The 20,113-nt window shown below is 73.5% G+C and carries 25 protein-coding genes; 2 read left to right on the forward strand and 23 right to left on the reverse strand.

What is annotated here, in order from left to right:
• Positions 1-4 precede the first annotated feature (4 nt).
• The 8 genes from fliQ to KZC56_RS09495 are packed head-to-tail and all read right to left on the reverse strand — an operon-like array spanning position 5 to position 5,144.
• Positions 5-277: a flagellar biosynthesis protein FliQ gene (gene fliQ, locus KZC56_RS09460; protein WP_136029649.1), complete on the reverse strand. Its 273-nt coding sequence runs from the start codon at positions 275-277 to the stop codon at positions 5-7.
• Positions 274-1,089 (reverse strand): flagellar type III secretion system pore protein FliP, encoded by an 816-nt coding sequence (gene fliP / locus KZC56_RS09465; RefSeq protein ID WP_247638439.1) that lies wholly within the window; start codon positions 1,087-1,089, stop codon positions 274-276. Before fliP ends, fliQ begins: the two co-directional genes overlap by 4 nt.
• Complete coding sequence (locus KZC56_RS09470) at positions 1,086-1,583, reverse strand: flagellar biosynthetic protein FliO (protein ID WP_247638440.1); 498 nt, start codon at positions 1,581-1,583, stop codon at positions 1,086-1,088. The genes fliP and KZC56_RS09470 overlap by 4 nt, the downstream gene beginning before the upstream one ends.
• A gap of 50 nt (positions 1,584-1,633) precedes the next feature.
• Entirely contained in the window at positions 1,634-2,293 is a 660-nt protein-coding gene (fliN, locus tag KZC56_RS17795; RefSeq protein ID WP_136031168.1) for a flagellar motor switch protein FliN, read from the reverse strand.
• Positions 2,290-3,225: a flagellar motor switch protein FliM gene (locus tag KZC56_RS09480; RefSeq protein WP_247638441.1), complete on the reverse strand. Its 936-nt coding sequence runs from the start codon at positions 3,223-3,225 to the stop codon at positions 2,290-2,292. Before KZC56_RS09480 ends, fliN begins: the two co-directional genes overlap by 4 nt.
• A 43-nt stretch (positions 3,226-3,268) precedes the next feature.
• Complete coding sequence (locus tag KZC56_RS09485) at positions 3,269-4,078, reverse strand: OmpA/MotB family protein (RefSeq protein WP_136031172.1); 810 nt, start codon at positions 4,076-4,078, stop codon at positions 3,269-3,271.
• A complete protein-coding gene (locus KZC56_RS09490; protein WP_136031174.1) occupies positions 4,075-4,887 on the reverse strand; it encodes a motility protein A in 813 nt (270 codons plus the stop codon). The genes KZC56_RS09485 and KZC56_RS09490 overlap by 4 nt, the downstream gene beginning before the upstream one ends.
• Positions 4,887-5,144: a flagellar FlbD family protein gene (locus KZC56_RS09495; protein ID WP_136031176.1), complete on the reverse strand. Its 258-nt coding sequence runs from the start codon at positions 5,142-5,144 to the stop codon at positions 4,887-4,889. Before KZC56_RS09495 ends, KZC56_RS09490 begins: the two co-directional genes overlap by 1 nt.
• A 271-nt stretch (positions 5,145-5,415) precedes the next feature.
• On the opposite strand from KZC56_RS09495, the gene KZC56_RS09500 reads away from it, so the two are divergent.
• A complete protein-coding gene (locus tag KZC56_RS09500) occupies positions 5,416-6,774 on the forward strand; it encodes a M23 family metallopeptidase (RefSeq protein WP_247638442.1) in 1,359 nt (452 codons plus the stop codon).
• A 172-nt stretch (positions 6,775-6,946) separates the two neighbouring features.
• On the opposite strand, the gene KZC56_RS09505 is transcribed toward KZC56_RS09500, so the two are convergent.
• Complete coding sequence (locus KZC56_RS09505) at positions 6,947-8,251, reverse strand: FAD-dependent oxidoreductase (RefSeq protein WP_247638443.1); 1,305 nt, start codon at positions 8,249-8,251, stop codon at positions 6,947-6,949.
• A gap of 84 nt (positions 8,252-8,335) precedes the next feature.
• Between KZC56_RS09505 and KZC56_RS09510 the strand changes: the two genes are divergently transcribed.
• A complete protein-coding gene (locus KZC56_RS09510; RefSeq protein ID WP_136037091.1) occupies positions 8,336-8,677 on the forward strand; it encodes an ArsR/SmtB family transcription factor in 342 nt (113 codons plus the stop codon).
• An 80-nt stretch (positions 8,678-8,757) separates the two neighbouring features.
• On the opposite strand, the gene KZC56_RS09515 is transcribed toward KZC56_RS09510, so the two are convergent.
• From KZC56_RS09515 to fliD, 14 genes are all read right to left on the reverse strand, one after another.
• Entirely contained in the window at positions 8,758-9,918 is a 1,161-nt protein-coding gene (locus KZC56_RS09515; RefSeq protein ID WP_136034174.1) for a flagellar hook protein FlgE, read from the reverse strand.
• Positions 9,919-9,943: 25 nt separating this feature from the next.
• A complete protein-coding gene (locus KZC56_RS09520; RefSeq protein WP_136037090.1) occupies positions 9,944-10,402 on the reverse strand; it encodes a flagellar hook capping FlgD N-terminal domain-containing protein in 459 nt (152 codons plus the stop codon).
• Between the two features lie 14 nt (positions 10,403-10,416).
• Positions 10,417-11,910, reverse strand: a complete 1,494-nt coding sequence (locus KZC56_RS17690) for a flagellar hook-length control protein FliK (protein ID WP_308194347.1) — start codon at positions 11,908-11,910, stop codon at positions 10,417-10,419.
• The gene (locus KZC56_RS09530; protein WP_206251671.1) at positions 11,907-12,329 is read right to left on the reverse strand and encodes a flagellar export protein FliJ; all 423 of its coding nucleotides are present in this window, start codon (positions 12,327-12,329) and stop codon (positions 11,907-11,909) included. Before KZC56_RS09530 ends, KZC56_RS17690 begins: the two co-directional genes overlap by 4 nt.
• Positions 12,326-13,618, reverse strand: coding sequence for a FliI/YscN family ATPase (locus tag KZC56_RS09535; RefSeq protein WP_247638444.1), 1,293 nt, complete (start codon positions 13,616-13,618; stop codon positions 12,326-12,328). The genes KZC56_RS09530 and KZC56_RS09535 overlap by 4 nt, the downstream gene beginning before the upstream one ends.
• On the reverse strand, positions 13,615-14,223 hold the full coding sequence (locus tag KZC56_RS09540; protein ID WP_247638445.1) for a FliH/SctL family protein: 609 nt from the start codon (positions 14,221-14,223) through the stop codon (positions 13,615-13,617). Before KZC56_RS09540 ends, KZC56_RS09535 begins: the two co-directional genes overlap by 4 nt.
• Positions 14,213-15,217, reverse strand: a complete 1,005-nt coding sequence (gene fliG, locus KZC56_RS09545; RefSeq protein WP_247638446.1) for a flagellar motor switch protein FliG — start codon at positions 15,215-15,217, stop codon at positions 14,213-14,215. Before fliG ends, KZC56_RS09540 begins: the two co-directional genes overlap by 11 nt.
• Positions 15,214-16,839 (reverse strand): flagellar basal-body MS-ring/collar protein FliF, encoded by a 1,626-nt coding sequence (gene fliF / locus KZC56_RS09550; protein ID WP_206251669.1) that lies wholly within the window; start codon positions 16,837-16,839, stop codon positions 15,214-15,216. Before fliF ends, fliG begins: the two co-directional genes overlap by 4 nt.
• Positions 16,839-17,144 carry a flagellar hook-basal body complex protein FliE gene (gene fliE, locus KZC56_RS09555; RefSeq protein ID WP_247638447.1) on the reverse strand — a complete coding sequence of 102 codons (306 nt, stop codon included), beginning with the start codon at positions 17,142-17,144 and terminating at the stop codon, positions 16,839-16,841. Before fliE ends, fliF begins: the two co-directional genes overlap by 1 nt.
• Entirely contained in the window at positions 17,141-17,536 is a 396-nt protein-coding gene (locus KZC56_RS09560) for a flagellar basal body rod protein FlgC (protein WP_136031062.1), read from the reverse strand. The genes fliE and KZC56_RS09560 overlap by 4 nt, the downstream gene beginning before the upstream one ends.
• Positions 17,533-17,874, reverse strand: coding sequence for a flagellar basal body rod protein FlgB (locus tag KZC56_RS09565; protein WP_136031061.1), 342 nt, complete (start codon positions 17,872-17,874; stop codon positions 17,533-17,535). The genes KZC56_RS09560 and KZC56_RS09565 overlap by 4 nt, the downstream gene beginning before the upstream one ends.
• Positions 17,875-17,984: 110 nt before the next feature.
• Positions 17,985-18,281 carry a hypothetical protein gene (locus tag KZC56_RS09570; protein WP_136031059.1) on the reverse strand — a complete coding sequence of 99 codons (297 nt, stop codon included), beginning with the start codon at positions 18,279-18,281 and terminating at the stop codon, positions 17,985-17,987.
• Positions 18,278-18,664 (reverse strand): flagellar export chaperone FliS, encoded by a 387-nt coding sequence (fliS, locus tag KZC56_RS09575; RefSeq protein ID WP_136031073.1) that lies wholly within the window; start codon positions 18,662-18,664, stop codon positions 18,278-18,280. The genes KZC56_RS09570 and fliS overlap by 4 nt, the downstream gene beginning before the upstream one ends.
• A 2-nt stretch (positions 18,665-18,666) precedes the next feature.
• Positions 18,667-20,055, reverse strand: coding sequence for a flagellar filament capping protein FliD (fliD, locus tag KZC56_RS09580; protein WP_136031057.1), 1,389 nt, complete (start codon positions 20,053-20,055; stop codon positions 18,667-18,669).
• Between the last annotated feature and the right edge of the window lie 58 nt (positions 20,056-20,113).

The raw sequence follows: 20,113 nt of genomic DNA on the forward strand, positions 1-20,113 counted from the left end.
GCGCTCACCCGCTCAGCAGCGCCGGGATCCGGGCGAACATCTCGTTCGTGAAGGCGATGATCTCCGCGATCATCCAGTTGCCCGCGATCAGCAGGGCGATGCCCACCGCGACGATTTTCGGCACGAACGACAGCGTCACCTCCTGCACCTGGGTGATGGACTGCAGCAGCGAGATCGCGAAGCCCACCACGAGCGCGGTCACGAGCATGGGCGCGGCGAGCTTGGCCGCGATGAGCAGCCCCTGCGCGCCGATGTCGAGCACGGCCTCCGGGCTCATCCCACACCTCCGTAGCTCTCCAGGAGGGCCTTGATGATGAGCCCCCAGCCGTCCACGAGGATGAACAGCAGGATCTTGAACGGCAGCGAGATCATGACCGGCGGGAGCATCATCATGCCCATCGACATCAGCGCGGCCGCCACGACCAGGTCGATCACCAGGAACGGCACGAAGATCACGAAGCCGATGATGAACGCGGCCCGCAGCTCCGAGATCATGAACGCGGGGATCAGCGTGTACATCGGCACGCTCGCCGCGTCGTCGGGGTTGTCCTGACCGGCCATGCGGGTCATGAGCGCGAGGTCCTCCTCGCGCGTGTAGTGCAGCATCCACTCGCGCAGCGGGCCCTGGCCGATGTCGACCGCCTGCGTGAACGTGAGGGCGCCGTCGATGTAGGGCTGCACCGCGAGCGTGTTGATCTCGGTGAGCACGGGCCACATGATGAACAGCGAGAGGAACAGCGACAGGCCCGCCAGCACCTGGTTCGGCGGGATCGCCGGCAGCGACAGCGCGTTGCGGGTCATCGCCAGCACCACGAAGATCTTCGTGAACGACGACATCATCAGCAGCAGCGCCGGAGCGACCGACAGCAGCGTGATGCCGAGCAGCGTGAGGATGGAGCCGGAGGGGCTGCCGTCGACGCCGTTGATGTCGATCGAGACGCCCTCGCCCTGGTCGTCGGGCAGCACCTCGGCGTGCGCGGGACCGCCGCTGCACAGCACGAGCACCGCGACCACGAGCAGCACCGCGGCCGCGACGGCGAGCAGCCGCCACGGCGCGCGACGAGGCTCGACGGCCCGGGCTGCGGTCATCGTGCGCGCCGGAGGGCCTCGGCGGTCTGCCGCCAGGTGTCGGGGGAGAGGATGGAGCCGCGCAGGGGGTCGTTGCGGTGCCGCACGCGCCGGCGCAGCTCGGTGCCGTCGCCCGGGGTGCGGTCGCCCGGGGTGCCGTCGCCCGGGGCGGCGGGGAGTGCGGGGGTCGCGGGGGTGCCGGAGGTCGCGGGGGTGCCGGTGAGCGCGGCTGCGGCGAGGATGCGCTCGAACTCCGCGGCGTCGGCGGCGGCGTCGCGCGGTGCCGGCCCGGTGGGCGGGGCCGCGGGCTCCGGGCGCAGCGGAAGGCGGTCGACCACGCTCACGCCGTGCTCCGTTACACCCAGCACGTAGCGGGCGTCCTCGGTCTGCACCACCACGAGCTGCGCCTTCGCCCCGAGGCCCTGACGCCCCAGCACCGTGATCGGCTCGGCGTCGCGCTTGCGCGACTGGGTCTTCGCGACCCGGCGCTGCAGGAACCACAGCAGGCCGAGCACCGCCGCCAGGGAGAGCCCGACCCGCAGGGCGAGCAGCAGGTCGTCCAGGGTCAGGCCTCGACGTTCTCGAGGATGCGCGTGATCCGCACCGCGTAGTCCTGGTCGACCACCACGACCTCGCCGTGGGCGATCGTCCGGCCGTTCAGCTTCACGTCCGCGGGGGCGCCGGCCGAACGGTCCAGCTCCACGATGCGGCCGGGCTCCAGGTCGAGCACGTCGCGCACGGCCATGCGGGTGCGGCCGATCTCGACCGTCAGCTCCATCTCCACACCGGCGATGCGGTGCAGGCGGCCGTCGCCGCCGGCGGGTCGTGCCGGGCGGTGGGTGATGCGCACGGCGAGCCGGCCGATCGTGCGCTCACCCTCGTCGACCAGGTCGAACAGCTGCGCGTGCGGGTCGGCGAACAGCGCCGACGCATCGCCCGTGGCGGCCTCGCCCAGCACGCCGGGGCCCAGGGCGGTCACGGCCGCCTCCAGCGCGTCGAGCAGCCGGTCGGCGACGGGCCGTCCCGCCAGGCCGTCGATCAGCGCGTCGGGGTCGAGCAGCTGCACGGCGAGCTGGGCTCCGGCTTCGCCGACGAACTGAACGACGACCGCGTCGCCGGTGTCGCCCGAGGCCTGCGACGCCCGTGCGGTGACGGGCGCTGCCGTGGGGAGCCGGGCGGCGAAAGCGGCGGCGACGGCGGATTCGTAAGCGGTGGTGCTGGTCACGCGGACTCCTGGGCAGCGGGGGCGGATGCGGGGACGGTGGTGGTGACGACGCACGCGAGGCGCGCGCCGGAGCTGCCGACCGCGGCCGTCGCGACGGTCTGATCGCCGACCGTGAGCAGCAGCGGCCGGTCGGCGGAGTGGGGGAGGGCGAGGAGGTCGCCGACCGCGAGGTCGAGCACCTCCCGCGGCAGGACCGAGCGGGGGGCGAGGCGCAGCGCGACCTCGACGGGCGCGGCCTCGACCTGGCGGCGCACGAGGCCCGGGGTCTCCGCACGGTCGGTGAGGGCCTCGCGCACGGCGAACCCGGACAGCACGGACGCGGGCAGCATGATGCTCGCCGGCACCGTGCGCCCGCCATGCCGCATCGACAGTCGCGCCACGATCACCGGCTCCCCGGCGGCCGCGACCTGCGCGAACTGCGAGCTGTACTGGATCCCGGCGATGGTGACACCGGTGGGCAGCAGGCCGTCGAGCGCGGCCGCGAGGTGCTCCGTGGCCTCCGTCACGAGGGAGCGCAGCAGCGCCTGCTCGATCGGCGTGAAGGTGCGGTCGTCGACCGTCGCGGTCGAGCGCCCTCCCACCATCTGCACGATCCACGAGGTGGCGGTGGAGGTCGGCACCTGCAGGATCATCCGCTCGTCGGAGTCGGGCAGGGCGCACACGATCATGGTCGTGGTGGTCGGCAGCGACTGCGCGTACTCGCCGTAGGTGAGCATCCCGACGTGCTCGACCGCGATGGTCGCGCGCACGTGGATCCGGCCGGACAGCTGCGCCGACCACTGCCTGGCGAACGTCTCGAACGCGAGCTCGAGCGTGCGCGCGTGCTCGCGCGACAGCGTCGCCGCACGGCCGAAGTCGTACACCTCGACCTCGGCGGTCGCTGTCGCCGTGCGTGCGCGCACCGCGGAGCGCGCACCGTCATCCCTCACCACGTACCCGACTATCGGGCGGCGGAGGGCGTGCGTTAGGGAGGGGTCAGGGGGAGGTCTGCGCCGCGCCCGCGGCGGGGAGCAGCGCTCGCACCTCCTCGCTCGCATCGGAGAGGACCACGATGTCGACGCGGCGGTTCTCGGCCAGCTGCTCCGGGGTGCTGCCGGCGACCACGGGACGGGTGTCGCCGAAGCCCACCGACTTCAGGTGCGCGGGCGGCAGGCCGGCCGACTCCACCAGGTAGCGCAGCACCTGGGTCGAGCGCCCGGCCGACAGCTCCCAGTTCGTCGGGAACGGCGCGACGGAGCCCCGGGCGTCCGCGTGGCCCTCGACCGAGATCTCGTTGGGCGTCGTGACCAGCACCGATCCCAGCGCGTCGAGCACCTGCGTGGCGGCGGGGCTCAGCGCGGTGCTGTTGGTGGTGAAGAACGTCTCGGCGCTCACCAGGCCGATCGTGAGGCCGCGCTCGTCGATCGTGAAGGTCACGTCGGCTTCGAGGCCGCGCTCGGCGAGCACCTGCCGCAGCCGGTCGCGCAGCGCCGACAGCTCGTCGAACTCCTGCTGTGCCGCCGCGGCCTCGGTGTCGGCGAAGTCCTGGCCCTTCTCGTCCACCAGCTCGGGCGGCACCACGACACCGGTGACCGCGTCGATGTCCTCGGAGGGCTCCTGCCCGAAGCCGGTGGCGAGCGACGCGCTCAGCGCCTCGAACTTCTCCTGGTCGACGGTCGACATCGCGAACAGCACGATGAACATGCACATCAGCACCGTGACCATGTCGAGGTACGACGCCATCCAGCGCTCGTCCGGTCCGCTGTGCTCGGACTCGGTCACGCGGCGGCGTGCGCGCACGCTCATGAGAACAGGTCCTCGGCGTCCTCCGCGGGTGCGGGCTGCTCGGTGCGGCGCGAGCGTCCGCCGGACCGGTCGGACACCAGCGCACCCAGGCGCTCCCGCACCAGCTGCGGTGCGGCGCCCGCCTGGATCGCGAGCATGCCCTCCATCAGCACGGTCATGCGCTCCAGCTCCAGCTCGCCCAGGCGCTGCAGGCGTCCGCCGATCGGGAGCCAGATGAAGTTGGCCGACAGCAGGCCCCACAGCGTCGCGACGAACGCGGCCGCGATCATCGGGCCGAGCGTGTCGGGCTTGTCGAGCTTCTCCAGCACGTGCGTCAGCGACACGACCGTGCCGATGATGCCGACCGTGGGGGCGAAGCCGCCCAGCGTCATGTAGAAGCGCGAGGCCGTGCGGTTGCGGGCGGCGGTCGAGGTCAGCTCGTCCTCCAGCAGCACCCGAAGGTCTTCCGCGTCCGTGCCGTCGGCGATGCTCTGCAGTGCCTGCCGGAGGAACGGGTCCTTCTCCTCGTCGAGGCCCTGCTCGAGGGCGAGCAGCCCCTCCGACCTGGCCTTCTCGGCGTAGCCGACGACCGTGTCGATCATGCTCTGCGCGGTGCGGCGCTCGCCGCGGAACGCTCGGGGGAGCGACTTCACGGCGTGCAGGGCGTCGCGCAGCGTGCCGCTGGCGAGACCCACGGCGATGGTCGCGCCGAACACGAGCACCATCGGGGCGGGCAGGAGCAGCGAGCCGATGGTCGCACCCTCGAGGTTGATCATGGCGATCAGGGCCCCGAACGCGAGGACCAGACCGAGGATGAGCGACGGATCCATCAGGCCTCCGTCCCGGCGGCGGCCGTGTCGACGGTGTCCGTGTCGACGGTGTCCGTGGCGACGAGGGCGGCGGCGGTGGCGAGCACTCCCGCGCGGAAGCGGGTGATGCGGGCGATCACGTCGTCCATCGTCTCCGTGACGACGAAGGTCGCGCCGTCGACCATGATCAGTGTCGTGTCGGGCGTGGCCTGCACACGTTCGATCAGGTCGGGGTTCACCGCGAACCGGGTGCGGTTCAGGCGCGTGAGGACGATCATGGGCTCCATCCTGGAAGGCTCGCTCCGTCCGGAGACGGAGAACAGACGGCCCGTCCTGGGCTGTCGGGAGGGACTGTCGGCCGTGCGGCGCGACGCGTTAGGGCGCGGGGTGCGCGACGCGCCGACGATGCCCCGACCTGGCGCGTGCGCCGTGTCGCAGGCGGCCGGGCGCGTCGACCGGGGTCAGCATGGACGGGACCGGACCCGACCGAGAGCGCATCGACGTGCGCGCGGCGCCGGAGGCGGACCGGAAGAGAAGGAGACGCACCCCGTGAAGCAGCGAACCCCGCAGACGGCGGCCGAGACGGCGGCAGAGGACTGCGGGTGCGCCCCGACCCCCGCCGAGCGCGAGTCGCTGTGGCGGGTGAACGTCAGCCGCCGCGGCGCCTTCGGGCTCGGGGCGCTCGGCGTGGTCGCGCTCGCCGCGTTCGGCGTGGGCACCGGGGTGTCGGCCGCGTACGCCGCGACCTATCCGAGCTGGGACGACGTGCAGCGGGCAAAGAACAACGAGGCAGCCAAAGCGGCCGAGGTCTCGCGCATCGCGGGGCTGATCCAGTCGCTCACCCGCAAGGTCGCGGAGACGCAGGCGGCGGCGCAGGTCGCGTCGGACGAGTTCTACGCCGCCCAGCAGGCCTACTTCGCGGCGATCACCGAGGCGGACAACCTCCAGGCGGAGGCCGATGAGCAGTCCGCGCTCGCCGAGTCGTCCGCGAAGAAGGCCGGACAGATCGCGGCGCAGCTGTACCGCAGCGGCGGAGACGACACCTCGCTGCAGCTGTTCTTCGCCGGCTCCGGTGCGAGCGCCGACCAGCTGCTGTCGCGGCTCGGCACGATGGACAAGTTCCTGCAGTACAACCAGTCGGTGTACGACAACGCCGTCGCGGCGCGCAACGCCGCCCAGTCGCTGAGCGACCAGGCCGCGGTCGCCCGCGATGAGCGCGACCGGCTGCAGCAGGTCGCCGAGCAGAAGATGGAGGCGGCACAGCAGGCCGCGGAGGCCGCGCAGGCCGCGCTCGACGAGCAGTCGGCGAACCTGGCGACCATGCAGGCGCAGCTCGCGGCCCTCAAGGACACCACGGCCACCACGGTCGCGCAGTACCAGGCGGGTGTCGCGGCGCGCGAGGCCGAGGAGAAGGCCCGACGCGAACGTGAGGCCGCCGCGGCGGCCGCGGCGGGCGGCGGCAACGGCGGCGGGGGAGGCTCGGCCGGTTCGGGCGGCTGGGTGCGGCCGCACGGCGGGGCCCGCAGCTCCAGCTACGGACCCCGTACGTCGATCTGCGGCCCTCGGGGCTGCTCGTCGAGCTTCCACTACGGCGCCGACCTGGCGAACGGCTGCGGTGCCGCGATCTACGCCGCGAACTCCGGCACCGTGGACTACGCCGGATCGAACGGCAACTACGGCAACTACGTGCGCATCCAGCACGGCGGCGGCGTGAGCACGGGCTACGCGCACATCAAGAACGGCGGCATCATCGTGCGCCGCGGCCAGTGGGTCAACGCGGGACAGGTCATCGCGTACGCCGGAGACACCGGCCGCTCGTTCGGCTGCCACCTGCACTTCGAGGTGTACATCAACGGTGGGTACACGAACCCCGTCCGCTTCATGGAGGACCGCGGCGTCTACGTCTGACCCCGCGGAGGCGCGGCGATCCACCCGGTGGCGGGCCCTCTGCGCAGCCCGCCTGCCACTCGGATACGAAGGCGGAGCAGCGGCCGCGCTACTGAGGTTTATGGGTGCTAAAGCTCAGTAACGATCGCGTTACTGAGCTTTATGGATGCTAAACCTCAGTAACGCCCCCGCGTCAGCCCACGCTGACCGGGCGCGAGCCGAGCTGGAGCACGGTCGGCGCGCCGCAGCAGCCGCCTCCGGCTTCGGCGTCGAACCCGCCCGCACCGCCGCACACCCCGGTGGCGGGGAGCACGAGCTCATCGCGCGCGGCGGCCTCGTGGTCGCCCGCGAGGTGCGCGACCACGCTCCGGACCTGTTCGAAGCCGGTCAGTGCGAGGAACGTCGGCGCCCGGCCGTACGACTTGGCACCGACGACGAACAGGTCCTGTTCGGGCTGGGCGAGCTGTCGCGCACCGGCGGCGGGCACGGAGCCGCACGAGTGGATGTTGGGGTCGATGTCGGCGGCGATGCCGGCGACGGCGTCGAGGGTGGGGTCGAGGGCGATGCGCACCTCGCGCAGGAAGCTCGTGTCGGGCCGGAACCCGGTGAGCGCGAACACCTGGGCGACTCCGGCGATCTCGCGGCCGTCCTCCGCGTGCACCGAGAGCGTGTCGCCGCGGGAGGCGAGCGCGGCGACGCGGAACCCGGTGACGAGCTCGACCGTCCCGGCGTCGACCACCTCGCGCGCGCGGCGGCCGAGGGCGGCGCGCTCGGCGAGGTCGTCGGCGTCACCTCCGCCGAAGGTGTGCCCTGTGCTGCCGCGCCGCAGGAGCCAGGTGACGCGGGTGCCCGGCTCGCGGCGGGCCAGGTCGGCGAGGCGGAGCGCGGTGTGCGTCGCGGAGTGCCCGGCCCCCACGACCACGACGTGCCGCCCGGCGAACGCGGACACGTCGTCGGGGATCCGGTACGAGACCCGGTCGGCGGCTGCGGTCTCGCCCAGGGCGGGGAAGCCGTCGGCGCCCGCGGGGTTGGGAAGGCCCCAGGTGCCGCTCGCGTCGATGACCGCTCGGGCGACGATGCGGCCCTCCACGCCCTGGCGGTCTCGCGTGTGGACGAAGAACGGCTGCGCCGCCCGGCCGCTGTCCACGACCCGGTCTCGTCCCTGTCGGGCGATCCCGGTGACGGTGGTCGCATAGCGCACCCGCTCGCCCAGGCTCGCGGCGAGGGGTGCGAGGTAGCCCTCGACCCATTCGGCGCCGGTGGGGTACCCGCGGCTCGGCGCGACCCAGCCGGTGGGTTCGAGCAGGCGGCGCGCCGCCGCGTCGGTCAGCTCGGGCCACGCGGAGAACAGGCGCACGTGCCCCCATTCCGCCACGGCGGCCCCGGCGGCGTCGCCGCGTTCCACGACGATCGCGTCGAGACCGCGCTCGGTCAGGTGGGCGGCGGCGGCGAGGCCCTGCGGGCCGGCTCCGATGACGACGACGGGTAGTGCGGACATCCGATGCTCCTCGTATCGATGAATATCAATACGAGGAGCATCACGGATCTATCGAAGAATGTCAATACGTGAGAGACTGGACTGGTGAGTCTCCCCACCGTGATCGACCAGACCGCGTGCTGCGTGCCGCGGGTGACCTCCGCCCTCACGCCGCACGACGCCGAGCGGGCGGCGCGCGTGTTCAAGGCGATGGGCGATCCGACCCGGGTCCTGCTGCTGTCGCTCATCTCGGGCAGCCCGGAGGGGGAGGCGTGCATCTGCGACCTCACCCAGCCCGTCGGGCTGTCGCAGGCGACCGTGTCGCACCACATGAAGCTGCTCGCCGAGGCGGGACTGGTCACGCGTGAGCAGCGCGGGCGGTGGGCGTACTTCGCGGTGAACGACGAGGTGCTCCGCGCCGCCGCCGACGCGCTGCGCCCGGCCTGACGCTCCGCCCGCTCCACCAAGCCGTACGAGACGGGAGGGTCCCCGACGCGCGGTGGACCCTCCCGTGCGACCCCGCGGGATCAGCGCTTGAGGTTGGTCAGCTCCTGCAGCACCTCGTCGCTCGTGGTGATGATGCGTGCGTTCGCCTGGAAGCCGCGCTGGGCCACGATGAGGTTCGTGAACTCCTGCGACAGGTCGACGTTCGACATCTCCAGCGCGCCGCTGATGATGCCGCCCAGGCCCGCGGTCCCGGCCTGACCGAGCTCGGGCTGACCCGAGTTGCCGCTCGGACGGAACTGCGAGGAGCCGACCTTCTCGAGTCCGCCGGGGTTGACGAAGCCGGCGAGCGCGATGCGGGCGAGCACCTGGGTGTCGCCGTTGCTGAACGTGCCGACCAGGCTGCCGTCGTTGGTCAGCGCGTAGGAGGCGAGCGTGCCGGCCGGCTTGCCGTTCTGCTCCTTGAGGGCGAGATCGCTCACGTCGGCGAAGCCGGTCACGGCGGACAGGTCGACCGTGATGCCGCCCGACACGATGCTGCCCGCGCCGTTCTGCTTCCCGTCGGTGAAGGTGAGCGAGGTCGTGGCACCGGCACCGTCGGCCACGTCCCACCCGGTCGCGGTGCGGGTGAACGTGAGGCGCAGCGTGGTGGCGGCGCCGTCGGCGTCGTAGGTCTTGATGTCGCGGACGAGGGTCTCACCCACGGCGGCACCCGAGGGCAGGTTCCCGGTGGCGCGGGCGGTCGTGGTGGCCGCGGCGGGGCTCAGCGCCCCGACCGGGAGGGTGATGTCGCCGATGCCCTGGCCGGGAACGATCGCGCCGTTCTGCGCCGTCCAGCCCTGCACGAGCGCGCCGCCCGCGCCGACCAGGCGACCGGTCGCGTCGAACGTGAAGCCGCCGTTGCGGGTGTACAGGGTCTCGCCGCCCGACCGCACCACGAAGAAGCCGTCGCCCGAGATCATCAGGTCGGTGGGCACACCGGTCGGCTGCGGGGCACCGCCGGCGAAGTTGGTGCTGATGCCGGCGACCTGCACGCCGAGGCCCACCTGGGCGGGGTTCTGACCGCCCTGGGCCTGCTGCGGCAGCATCGAGTTGCGCAGCAGCTGCGACAGCGAGTCCTGGAACTGCACGGACGACGCCTTGAAGCCGGTCGTGTTGACGTTGGCGATGTTGTTGCCCGTCACGTCGAGCATGGTCTGGTGCGAGCGGAGGCCGGAGATTCCGGAGAAGAGCGAGCGGAGCATGGTGATGCCTTTCTGGGGAGAGGGGTCAGGCAGCGGAGCCGGGAGCGAGGGAGACGCCGGAGACGGCGTCGAGGGGGATGGAGACGTCGCCGATCATGACGAGCGGCACCGCCCCCTTGTAGGACACCGCGGTGACGATGCCCTTCTTGGTGGTGCCGTCGGCGTCGACGTACTGCGCCTCGCGCCCGATCAGCGCGGCGGCGGTCTGGCGCATGCTGAGCGCGAAGTTCTCGGTGGTGGTCGTCGACAGCGCGGTGAGCTGCTCCATCGAGGCCAGCTGCGTGGTCTGCGAGATCATCTCGTTGGTGTTCATGGGCGAGCTGGGGTCCTGATTGGTCAGCTGTGTCACGAGCAGCTTCAGGAACACCTCGGAGTCGAGGGTCTTCTTGCGCTCGGATGCGGGGGTGGTGCTGCCCGTCTGCACGCCGGACGCGGGCGTGCTGCCCGGGGGGATCGTGCCGGGGATGGAGTCGACCGTGGTCATGGGGTCCTCTCTGATCAGGCGTAGACGTCGATGCCGCCGTGCGGCGGGGCGGTCGGGACGGGCGGCGGTGGTGCGGGCGAGGTCGACGGCAGGGGCCGCGCGGCCGCGGGCTGCCGGTCGGTGCCCTGGCCCCCGGCGGCGCCCTGGCCTCCGGTGGTGCCCTGGCCTCCGGCGGAGGGGCCCTGCGGGGTGGACGAGCCGGGGCCGTCCGACGACGAGGCGAGACTCAGGGTGGCCTGGGGCGCGGCGACGGCGAGGTCGCGGCGGAGGTCGGCGAGGATCGCCCGCAGCGCCTCGCGGCCGAGCTCACCGGGCGCCTGCAGCTCGATGCGGATCGCGGCGCCGGAGATGTGGGCGCGCACGGTCACCGGTCCCAGGTTCTCGGGCGACACCGTGAGCGTGATCCGGTGGTCGCCGTCGGACGCGCGGGCGAGCGAGACCACGGGCGCCGACAGCTGCGGCAGGAGCGGGGTCCGTGCCGCGGCGGCGGGCGCGGCGGCGGGTGGAGCGGCGGCGGAGGCCGGGCTGCTCGGGGCGACCGCGGCCACGGGGGCTGCGCCCTCCGACACGGGGGACGGACCGGCGGCGGGGCTCGCGGTCGCGGCGGTGGCGGGTGCGGATGCGGGGGTCGTCGCGGCGTCGGTGGCGGCGTCGGGGGCGGAGCCGGTGTCGCCCGGCACGAGGCGCAGGGGCGGTGCGGTGTCGGTCGCCGCGGCGACGGGCGCGGGGGCGGACGACGTGGTGGAGGGCACGGGAGTCGCAGCTGCGGCGGGCGCGGGGGCGGCTGCTGCGGCCGCGGGGGAGGGCGCGGCGGCGGGCGCGTGCGCGGGGGAGGCAGCTGCGGGGGAAGCGGCTGCGGGGGAGGCGGTCGTGGCCCCCGCCGGGGAGTCCGCCCCGTCCGCCGCGGTTGCCCCGAGCGCGGAACCGACGGCACCCGGGAGCGGCGCGGGAGCAGTCGCCGGAGCGAGGGCTGCCGCCGCGGTCGCGGAGGGTGCGGGCGCCGCGCGGACGGGGAGGGCGTCGGCGTCGGCACGGAGTGCGCGTGGCGTGTCGCCGCCCGGGGCCATGCCACCGGAGACGGCGTCACCCGCGGGCGTCGCGACCTCGGGCACGCCGGGTGCCGCGGGCCCGGTGCCACCCGCGAGCGTGCCGTCGGCCGGGGCAGCGGGGGTCGCCGCAGCGGGGGGTGCGAGCGGCGCCGTGGTGGGGGCGGGGTCGAGGTCTCCGGCGCCGGCGTCGGTGGGGTCGGCCGGCGCGGGGCGCGGCTCGGTCGGGGCGGCCGTCCCGGGGGCGGACTCCGCGGACGGAACCGGGGTCTCGGCGGCATCCGCGGATGCCGTCGCGCTGCGACCGCGATCCTCGGCGGCGTTGCGGCGCTGGGCCGAGCGCTCGGCATCGCGCACCGCGTCGGCGAACGCCGCGGCCCCCGCCGACGGCGCGGCCGCCGGGCCGCCGGAGGGGCGGGGTGCGCGCACGCCGAGCGCGCCGAGGAGGTCGATCGGGGTCACCGGGGGTCCTCCGTCCGCGTGCGCGTGCCGATCTCGTCGAGCTCCGCCTGCTCTGCGTGCAGGTCGGTGGCACGGAGCTCGGCCGCGTGGGCGTCGGCCAGGCGCTCCAGGCCGCGCAGCGTGCGGCGGGCGTCCGCGTGCTCCGCGCGCGCCTCGGCGACGGTCTCGTGCTGCAGTTCCGACAGCGTGCGCAGGTCGGCGAGCAGCGCGCGGCCGGCCACCCGGGCGGCGGCGAGCGCGGCGAGCGAGCGCACGTCGACGGCCTCGGTGTCGGCGCCGGACAGGTGCGCGCGCAGGGCCCGGTCGCGCGCCTCGGTGTGCTGCGCGTCGATCACGGCCCGCGACAGCCGCTGCGCCGCGGCACGCTCCTGGATCTCCCGCACGCGCAGGAGACCGGCCAGCGAGAACGAACGACTCATGCGACCCCCTCGAAGGCGCCGACCAGGGCGTCCAGCCGGCGCCACGACTCCTCGATGTCGCAGGTCTCGTCGAGCGACTGCGTGAGGAAGGCGGAGATCTCCCGCTCGTGCGCGATGGCGGCGTCGATCCGCGGATCCGCTCCCGCGTGATACGCGCCGATGTCGATCAGGTCGGTGGCGCGACGGCGCGCGGCGAGCACGGCCCGCAGTGTCGCGGCGTGCGCCCGGCGCTCGGCCCCGGTGATCTTGCCCGCGACGCGCGACACCGAGCCGAGCACGTCGATCGCGGGGTGGTGGCCGGACAGCGCCAGGGCACGGTCGAGCACCACGTGGCCGTCGAGGATCGAGCGCACGGCATCGGCGATCGGCTCGTTGTGGTCGTCGCCGTCGACGAGCACGGTGTAGATGCCGGTGATCGACCCGGTGCGGTCGGTGCCGGCGCGCTCCAGCAGCCCGGCGAGGATCGAGAACGTCGACGGCGGGTAGCCGCGCGTGGCCGGGGGCTCGCCCGCCGACAGCCCGATCTCGCGCTGGGCCATCGCCACGCGCGTGAGCGAGTCCATCATGAGGATCGCGTGGGCGCCGTCGTCCCGGAAGGCCTCGGCGATGCGCGTGGCCGTGAACGCCGCGCGGATGCGGGCCATGGCCGGCTGGTCCGAGGTCGACACCACCACGACCGAGCGGGCGAGGCCGGCTGGTCCGAGGTCGTCCTCGATGAACTCGCGCACCTCGCGTCCGCGTTCGCCGACCAGCGCGATCACGGTGACCTCGGCCTCCGTGCCGCGCGCGATCATCGACAGCAGCGACGACTTGCCCACCCCGGAGCCCGCGAACAGGCCGACGCGTTGACCGCGGCCGACGCTCACGAGCGTGTCAAGGGCGCGCACGCCCAGGGGGAGCGGGGCGGTGATGCGGTCGCGCTCCAGGAGGGAGGGCATGGCGTGGTCGAGGCTCACGGTGGGGGCGCCGAGCGGGCCCTTGCCGTCGATCGGGCGGCCGAGCCCGTCGAGGATCCGCCCGAGGAGCGCTCGTCCGGTGGGCACCCGCACCGGACCGCCGCTGCCGCGGACGGGCGCGCCGACGGTGAGCCCGGCGACCGGGGCGAGCGGCATGCACCGCAGCCCGTCCTCACCCGTGGCCACGACCTCGGCGTCGATGCCGTCGAGCGTCACGACGTCACCCACCGCGCCGTCGAGTCCGCGCACGTGCACGCTGAGCCCGCGCACTCGGGTGACCTCGCCGATGCGCTCGGGTCGTACGGCGTCGCGCACCGCGCCCCAGGCCGTCATGTCGCGCTCCCGTCGAGCGCGCGGCGGGCACGGTCGAGCGCGGCGGAGACCCGGGCGTCGACCACCCCGTGCTCCGGCACCGCGACGGCGTCTCCGCGGTCGAGCGTGGCGTCGGCCACGAGGGTGAAGCCGTGGCCGGACGCGTCGGGGTCGCGCTCCAGCACGCGCAGGTCGTCGGGGTGCACCCGGACGGTGCGGGCGGCTGCGGCCTCCGGGGCGGCGAGCACGCGGCGCAGTGCGGCGGCGGCGGAGGCCCCCGGTTCGCTCAGCTCGGCGGCGAGGATCAGCTCGGCCAGCTCGATCGCATGACGCAGCACCTGCTCGTGCGCGACCGCGGCGAGCTCCTGCTCGCGCGCTGCGATCGATGCGGTGGCCGCGTGGAGGGCGGCGACCGCGGCGGCGGTCTCGTGCGCCCTGGCGGCCTCACGCTGCGCCCGCTGCTCCTCGGCCGCCCTGGCCTCGGTCTCCGCCTGGGCGGCACCCGCGCGGTACCCCTCGGCGTGGCCCTCCGCGTAGCCGCGACGGCGTGCACGCTCCTGCTCGGCGCGGTGGTCGGGGCCGCCGAGCCGCGGGAAGGCCGCGGGGGCGAAGGCGTCAGTAGACATATTCGTCCTCGTCGGCGCGCTGCACCGTGATGTCGCCCGCCGCCTCCAGGGCTCGGATCGTGCGGACGATCTCGGCGCGTGCCTCCTCGACCTGCGACATGCGGACGGGCCCGAGCGTGCGGGCCTCCTCGTCGAGGTTCTCCCTGTTGCGCTCGGAGACGTTGCGGCGGATGAGGTCGACGATGGGCTGCGGGGCTCCCTTGAGGGCCAGCGCGAGCGAGCGGATGTCCATGCCGCGCAGCACGCGCTGCGTGTCCCGGTCGTCGAGCTTGACGATGTCGACGAACGTGAACATGCGCGAGCGGATGTCCTCCGCGAGGGCGCTGTCGCGGTCTTCGATGCTCGCCAGCAGCGCCTTCTCGATCGTCGCCCCGGAGCGGCCGATGATCTCCACGAGCGGCTCGACACCGCCCAGCACCTCCGGGGCGTCGCGCGACGCGAAGCTGCCGGTGCGCGACTTGAGGGCGTCGGCGACGATCGCGATGGCCTCCTGCGACGCGGTACCCATGGTCGCGATGGCCTGGGCGACGTCGGTGCGGGCGGGGTCGGGGAACGCGGCGAGCACCGCGGCGGCCTGATCCGCGGAGAGGTGGGCGAGCACGAGCGCGACGGTCTGCGGCAGCTCGCCGTCCAGCAGGGTGGCCAGTTGCGCGGGGTCGGCCGAGGCGAGGAACTCGAACGAGGCGCTCATCGAGGTCGAGCCGACGCGGCCCAGCACGGCCGCCGCCCGTTCGGCGCCGAACGACGCCTCCAGCAGTCCGGCCGCGATGTCGCGTCCGCCGCGTGCGGGCGGCAGGTGCCCGGCGGCGATGCGGTGGAACTGTCCGAGTGCCTGCGCCGTCGTGGCGGCGTCGAGGTCCTGCAGCCCGATGATCTCCGCGGCCACCGCCTCCGCCTCGGCCTCGGACAGGTGCTTCATCACCTCCACCGCCTGGGCGCGGTCGAGGTTCATGAGCACGACCGCGGCGGTCTGCCGGTCGGTCAGCCCGGTCACGCGTGCGACCGATCGTCGATGAGGGTGCGCAGCAGCTCGGCCGTGCGCTGCGGGTCCTGCCGGGTGAGGGCGCCGATCTCGGCGCGGCGGCGCTCGAGGCTGACCTGGGCGGGCTCCGGGTCGGGCTCGGGCTCCGGGTCGAGGTCGGGCGCCGGCTCCAGGAACGCCAGCGGGGTGGTGGGGGCCTCCAGCACGGCGGTGGGCGCGTCGGCGGACAGCGCCGACAGGGCGGGCGGCCGGTCGCCGAACAGCTGGTCGAACTCCTCCACGCGCCCGGCCCGACGGCGGGCGCGGATGATGAACGCGGCGATCGCGGCGATCAGGGGGATCGCGATGGCCGCGGCGATGATGACGGTGTTGAGCAGGGCGGCCTGTCGTTCCGCATTCTCGGCGTCCTTCGCGGCCTGCAGCGCCGCCTGCGCGGACTCGGCGTCGGTCTTGCTGAACGCGACCAGCTCGACGGTGAGGTCGTCACCGCGGGCGCGGTCGATGCCGGCGGCCGTGGACACCAGGTCGCTGAGCTGTGCGGAGCTGAGGTCGCCGCCCGCCCCGGCGTCGACGGCGACCGACACCGACTGCCGCAGCAGCGTGCCGGCCGGGGTCGAGGTGCTCTCGGTGGCCTTGTTGACCGCGTTGGTGCGGCTCTGCTCGGTCGCCGACGACGTGCCGCCGTTCTCGCTGGGCACGGCGATGTTGTCGGGGCCGAGCACGCCGGCCTCCGAGCTCGCGCCGTTCTGCGTCTGGCTGCGGGTCTCCTCGGTCAGCGGCGGGGCGCCCTCGGCCGGGGTGTAGGTCTCCTCGATGCGCTCGTTCACCGACCGGTCGATCTCGGCGACCACCGTGACGGTCGCGTTGCCGGGGCCGACCACCGTGTCGAGCATCTGCTGCACGCTCGCCGTGACGCGTGCCTCGTAGTCGCCCGCCTGCTGGTCGAGGCCGCCCGTCGAGCCGACGCCGACGGCCGACAGCGTGCGCCCGGTCTGGTCGACCACGGCGACGTTCTCCGGCTTCATGCCGCTGACCGCCGCGGAGGTGAGGTGCACGATCGCCTCGACCTGCTTCTGGTCGAGGGTGCTGTTGCCCGCGGTCTCCACGAACACGGAGGCGGTCGCGTCGACGGTCTCCGACACGAACACGCTCTCCTCGGGGATCGCGAGCTGCACGGAGGCGGCGGAGACCCCGTCGATCGCGGAGATCGTGGCGGCGAGCTCGCCCTCGATGGCGCGCTTGTACGTCACCGACTGCTGGAACTCGGAGGTGGTGACGCCCATGTCGTCGAGCAGTGAGTAGCCGGCGCTGTTGGCGCTGGGCAGTCCGGCGGATGCGGCGGCGAGGCGCTGGTCGTACACGTCCTTCTCCGGCACGAGGACGGTGGCGCCGCCGTCGGCGAGCTCGTACGGCACCGACGCGGAGCGGAGCTGCTCGACCACGGCGTTGGCGTCGGTCGCGCTCAGCCCGGAGAACAGCGGGGTGTAGGTGGGGCGGGTGAGCCAGCTCGACAGGGCGATGATGCCGAGGGCGAGCACGGCGACACCGATGATGGCGATGGTGCGCTGGGCGAGCGAGAACCCCGCGATGACACGGCGGATGCGCTGGAACGCACCGGCGACGGCCGGGGGCATCAGGCCTGCATCCGCATGATCTCGTTGAACGCGTCGACGCCCTTGTTGCGCACGGCGGCGACGAGCTCGAGCGTCACGGCCGCGCGCGACGACGCGATCATGGCCGCGTGGATGTCGTCGAGGTCGCCCGTGACCGCGGTGACCTTGAGCGCGTCGGAGTCGGACTGCAGCGAGCGCAGCTCGTCGATCGCGCCCGTGACGCTGTTCGCGAAGGCGGAGCCGTCGGTCGTCTTCGCCCCGGTGACGGGGGAGGTGGTGAGACCGAGGGACGAGGCGACGGCCTCGATTCCGGAGACCGCGCTCATGCGTTGCGTCCGATCTGCAGGGCCGACTCGTAGGTCGTGCGGGCTCGGTCGACGATCGCCGCGCTGGCCTGGTAGCCGCGCTGCGCGAGGATGAGCTGGCTCATCTGGTCGCCGAGGTCGATGTCGGGGTAGCGCACGTAGCCGTTCGCGTCGGCGAGGGGGTGGTCGGGCTGGTGCACGAGGCGGCCCTCGGCGCTGCCCTGCACGGTGCCGGCGACGTAGACGCCCGGCGACTGGGCGCTGGTCTGCGCGAGCACGTAGCGCGCACGGAACGCGGCGCCGTCGGTCGAGCGCACCGTGTTGATGTTGGAGATGTTGTCGCTGATGGCGTCGAGCCACTTGCGGTGCACGGTCAGCCCGGTGCCGGCGATGCCGATCGCGTCGAAGGTCATGAGGTCCTCATCGCGGTGCGCATGGAGGAGAACGAGCCGTTCACGGCCTGCGTCGCGAACTGGTAGCGCAGCATGGTGTCGATGCTGGAGAGGGTCTCGGTGTCGAGGTTGACGTTGTTCCCGTTGAGCCTGGTCGGCTCCAGCGAGGTGCCGACCGTCGCCGACACGCGTCCGTCGCCGCGGGCGATCGAGTCCGCGAGGGCCTCCTCGAACCGCACGCGCTTGGCGTGGTAGTCGGGGGTGTTGATGTTGGCGATGTTGTCGGCGATGGCCCGCTGGCGCAGCGAGAGCCCATCGAGCGCACTCGTGAGTGCGGTGATGGTGACAGAGTCGAACACGAACCGGCTCCCCGTGTGTGGTGGAAATGGCCGATCCCTGGCCGAGTCTTGCGAGCCATCCGTGCTCACGGTGCACTGTCGGCAGGCAGGCCGGGTGCGTTAGGCGGCCGTCAGCCGTCCACGTCGAGGTAGGCCGGTGCGTCGGGTTCGCGCGGTGCCGGTACGCGCCCCACGGCGCCGAGGTGCTGGCGGACGCCGTCGATCTCGTGGCGTACGCGGTCCATGGCCGCGCGCTGGCGGTCGATCACGCGGCGGGCGCGGTCGGCGAGGTGCGCGGGCAGCGGCGCGGGCGGCGGCGTCCAGGGCGGCAGCTCGTGCGTCTCGACGGCTCCGTCGGGTGCGGCGAGGATGCGCTCGGCCTCCTGCTCCAGCCGGTCCAGCAGCTCCTCCCAGGCGTCGGCGCTCACGCGCGGCTCTCCGCGAGCGACCGGGACGCCTCGTGCCAGGCGTCGCGCAGCGGGGCGACGATGCCGTGGCAGGCCCTGGTGCGTTCGGGGTCGCGGCCGATGTTCGCGCCGATGAGCGTCTGACTGAGGAAGACGTAGAGCGAGCGGAGGCCGGCGCTGCCGTTCCACTCGTCGGTGAGCGACGACGACAGTTCGGCGACGATGGCCTGCGCGTGCTGCAGCTGCGCGTTCGCCTCGGCCCAGTCGCCCGCGCGCTGGGCGGTCTCGCCGCGTTCGATGTCGAGCAGCAGGCGGTCGTAGAGCATGGTGACCAGTCGCTCCGGCGGCGCGGAGAGGATGGCGTCCTCGCGGTAGCGCTGCTGGGCGCGCAGGGCGGCGTTCATGCTCACGAGTCCGATCCGGAGCGGCTGCTCGGCAGCGAGTTGATCTGCGACGCCAGGTACGACGATTGCGACTGCATCTGCGACAGCATCACCTCGAGCCGGGCGTAGGTGCGCTCGAGGGTGGCCTTGCGCTGCGCGAGGCGCACGTCCCAGCGCTCCATCTGCTCGCCGAGGCTCTTGACCTCGCTCTCCTGCCCGGTGATGCGGGTGGTGAGCAGTCCGTCGTACTTGTCGGAGAACGACGTCGCGGTCTCCTCGATGCGCGCGGCGACCGCGGAGAAGAGCGCGCCGACCGCATCCGGGTCCTTCGCGAGCTCCTCGGCGAACTTGTCCTCGTCGAACGTGAGCTTGCCGTACATGTCGGTCGAGATGCCGATGGTGGAGGGCGAGACGCCGTCGACCGGGTGCTGCACGGCGTCGGCGAGCGCGGTGCGCATGCCGCGGATGGTGCTGTCGCCGGTGAACACGCCGAGGGTCGTCTTGCCGCCCTGACCGGTGGGGACGGTCGCCTTCGAGCCGTTGTCGATACGGGTGAAGATGTCGGTCACGAGGGCGATGAACTCGCCGGAGGCCTTGGTGCGGGCGGCCGTGTCGACGGCGACGGTCACGGTGACCGGGGTGGTGGAGGGGGTGGAGACGGTGACGTCGACGCCCTCGAACAGGTCGGTGAAGGTGTTGCTGGTCGAGGTGAGCACCTGCTCGGCGCCGGTTCCTGCCCACAGGCGCACCTGCGCGTCGGTGCCGGTGGCGATCACGGCCGCGCCGGTCTCGGTGGCGACGTCGGTCGCGGTTCCGTTCTGCACGGCGGCGATATCGCCGCGGTACACGCGGAAGCGCCCGGCCTCACCGGAGTCCTCGGCGCGCAGCTGCAGGCGGTGCAGCGGGTTGCCGTCGGCGTCGCGCCCGGCGGGCACGGCGGTGGCCACGATCCCCGTGTCGGCGTCGTTGATCGCCTGCGCGATGTCCTGGATCGACGCGGAGTCGGCCTGCACCTGCACGCGCTCGCCCGCGGCGTTCTCCAGGGTGAGCACGGGCGGGTCGACGGGCCAGCCGCGCGAGGCGGCGGTGACGACGGTGTGGGTCTGGGCGACGCGGTCGACGACGATGTCGGTGGTGAGCGGGACGGCTCCGGCCCGCAGCGCGACCTTCACGGTGTCGGACGACGACGTGCCGGTGAAGCGGTCGAGACCACCGGGGGCTGCGGCCTTCTCGGCGGCGGTCGCGAGGTTCTGCACGGCGGTGTTGAGGGTGCGCAGCTGCGTCATGACGGCGTTCTTGTCGTCGATCTTCGCCTTGAGCAGCGTGCGCGGGATCGCGTGCACGTCCATCAGCGCCTTGATGATGTCGGTGGTCTTCAGGCCGGACACGAGGCCGTCGAGCGAGAGCGACATGCGCGATCCCTTCCGTGTGGGGGAGGGTCCGGGTGACGGACGGCGCCGTCACCCGGAC

It is taken from the genome of Microbacterium sufflavum, from assembly GCF_023091155.1.
Lineage (GTDB): Bacteria > Actinomycetota > Actinomycetes > Actinomycetales > Microbacteriaceae > Microbacterium > Microbacterium sufflavum.

What these genes read in the sequence shown, in the direction of transcription:
- KZC56_RS09495 (WP_136031176.1), bottom strand. Translation starts at nt 5,144, where the DNA reads ATGATCGTCCTCACGCGCCTGAACCGCACCCGGTTCGCGGTGAACCCC.
- KZC56_RS09485 (WP_136031172.1), bottom strand. Translation starts at nt 4,078, where the DNA reads ATGAGCGTGCGCGCACGCCGCCGCGTGACCGAGTCCGAGCACAGCGGA.
- KZC56_RS09535 (WP_247638444.1), bottom strand. Translation starts at nt 13,618, where the DNA reads ATGACGGCCTGGGGCGCGGTGCGCGACGCCGTACGACCCGAGCGCATC.
- fliF (WP_206251669.1), bottom strand. Translation starts at nt 16,839, where the DNA reads ATGCCCCCGGCCGTCGCCGGTGCGTTCCAGCGCATCCGCCGTGTCATC.
- KZC56_RS09530 (WP_206251671.1), bottom strand. Translation starts at nt 12,329, where the DNA reads ATGAGTCGTTCGTTCTCGCTGGCCGGTCTCCTGCGCGTGCGGGAGATC.
- KZC56_RS09505 (WP_247638443.1), bottom strand. Translation starts at nt 8,251, where the DNA reads ATGTCCGCACTACCCGTCGTCGTCATCGGAGCCGGCCCGCAGGGCCTC.
- fliS (WP_136031073.1), bottom strand. Translation starts at nt 18,664, where the DNA reads ATGAACGCCGCCCTGCGCGCCCAGCAGCGCTACCGCGAGGACGCCATC.
- KZC56_RS09520 (WP_136037090.1), bottom strand. Translation starts at nt 10,402, where the DNA reads ATGACCACGGTCGACTCCATCCCCGGCACGATCCCCCCGGGCAGCACG.
- KZC56_RS09515 (WP_136034174.1), bottom strand. Translation starts at nt 9,918, where the DNA reads ATGCTCCGCTCGCTCTTCTCCGGAATCTCCGGCCTCCGCTCGCACCAG.
- KZC56_RS09560 (WP_136031062.1), bottom strand. Translation starts at nt 17,536, where the DNA reads ATGACCTTCGACGCGATCGGCATCGCCGGCACCGGGCTGACCGTGCAC.
- KZC56_RS09490 (WP_136031174.1), bottom strand. Translation starts at nt 4,887, where the DNA reads ATGGATCCGTCGCTCATCCTCGGTCTGGTCCTCGCGTTCGGGGCCCTG.
- fliE (WP_247638447.1), bottom strand. Translation starts at nt 17,144, where the DNA reads ATGAGCGCGGTCTCCGGAATCGAGGCCGTCGCCTCGTCCCTCGGTCTC.
- fliD (WP_136031057.1), bottom strand. Translation starts at nt 20,055, where the DNA reads ATGTCGCTCTCGCTCGACGGCCTCGTGTCCGGCCTGAAGACCACCGAC.
- fliP (WP_247638439.1), bottom strand. Translation starts at nt 1,089, where the DNA reads ATGACCGCAGCCCGGGCCGTCGAGCCTCGTCGCGCGCCGTGGCGGCTG.
- fliQ (WP_136029649.1), bottom strand. Translation starts at nt 277, where the DNA reads ATGAGCCCGGAGGCCGTGCTCGACATCGGCGCGCAGGGGCTGCTCATC.
- KZC56_RS09540 (WP_247638445.1), bottom strand. Translation starts at nt 14,223, where the DNA reads ATGTCTACTGACGCCTTCGCCCCCGCGGCCTTCCCGCGGCTCGGCGGC.